This is a genomic window from Roseovarius salis (genome assembly GCF_044472985.1).
Lineage (GTDB): Bacteria > Pseudomonadota > Alphaproteobacteria > Rhodobacterales > Rhodobacteraceae > Roseovarius > Roseovarius salis.
The window spans coordinates 1-1,286 of record NZ_JBISDG010000095.1; the positions used below are offsets into that span (position 1 = coordinate 1).

Consider the following 1,286-nt stretch of genomic DNA (forward strand, 5'->3'; position numbering starts at 1 on the left):
CGCTCTCCTCAGTACCTGTAGTGTTCCGGCTTGTAGGGGCCTTGGGGTTTGACGCCGATGTAGTCGGCCTGGTCGGGGCGCAGCTCGGTGAGCTTGACGCCGATGCGGCCGAGGTGCAGGCGGGCGACCTTTTCATCCAGGTGCTTGGGCAGGATGTAGACCTGGTTGTCGTACTGCTCGCCCTTGTGCCACAGCTCGATCTGCGCCAGCACCTGGTTGGTGAAGGAGGCGCTCATCACGAAGCTGGGGTGGCCGGTGGCGTTGCCGAGGTTCAGCAGGCGGCCCTCCGACAGCAGGATGATCCGGTTGCCCGAGGGCATCTCGATCATGTCCACCTGGTCCTTGATGTTGGTCCACTTGTGGTTCTTGAGGTTGGCCACCTGGATCTCGTTGTCGAAATGGCCGATGTTGCCCACGATCGCCATGTCCTTCATCTCGCGCATGTGCTCGATGCGGATCACGTCCTTGTTGCCCGTGGTGGTGATGAAGATGTCCGCCGTGGCAACCTCGTCCTCCAGCGTGGTCACCTCGAAGCCGTCCATCGCCGCCTGCAGCGCGCAGATCGGGTCGACCTCGGTCACCTTCACCCGCGCGCCCGCGCCCGCCAGCGACGCCGCCGAGCCTTTTCCGACGTCGCCGTAGCCGCAGACCACCGCCACCTTGCCGGCCATCATCGTGTCCGTCGCCCGGCGGATGCCGTCGACAAGGCTTTCCTTGCAGCCGTACTTGTTGTCGAACTTCGACTTGGTCACGCTGTCGTTGACGTTGATCGCCGGGAAGGGCAGGTGCCCCTTCTCCATCATCTTGTAGAGCCGGTGCACGCCCGTGGTCGTCTCTTCCGAGACGCCCCTGATCATGTGGCGCTGCTTGACGAACCAGCCGGGGCTCTCGGCCATCCGCTTGCGGATCTGGGCGAAAAGCGCCTCCTCCTCCTCGCTCTGCGGCGCCGCGATGAGGTCGGTCTCGCCTTCCTCCACCCGCGCGCCCATCAGCACGTAAAGCGTCGCATCGCCGCCGTCGTCGAGGATCATGTTGGCGCCGCCATCGGCAAACTGGAAAATCCGGTCGCAGTAGTCCCAGTATTCCTCCAGCGTCTCGCCCTTCACCGCGAAAACCGGCGTGCCGCCCTCCGCGATCGCCGCCGCCGCGTGGTCCTGCGTGGAAAAGATGTTGCAGCTCGCCCAGCGCACCTCGGCCCCAAGCGCAACAAGCGTCTCGATCAGAACCGCCGTCTGGATCGTCATGTGAAGCGACCCCGCGATCCGCGCCCCCTTCAGCGGCTGCGA

At 64.8% G+C, this 1,286-nt stretch carries 1 protein-coding gene; it reads right to left on the reverse strand.

From position 1 onward, the window contains the following. Nucleotides 1-8: 8 nt before the first annotated feature. A partial coding sequence (ahcY, locus tag ACH13J_RS18325) for an adenosylhomocysteinase (protein ID WP_397544781.1) occupies nucleotides 9-1,286 on the reverse strand: 1,278 nt, incomplete at its 5' end.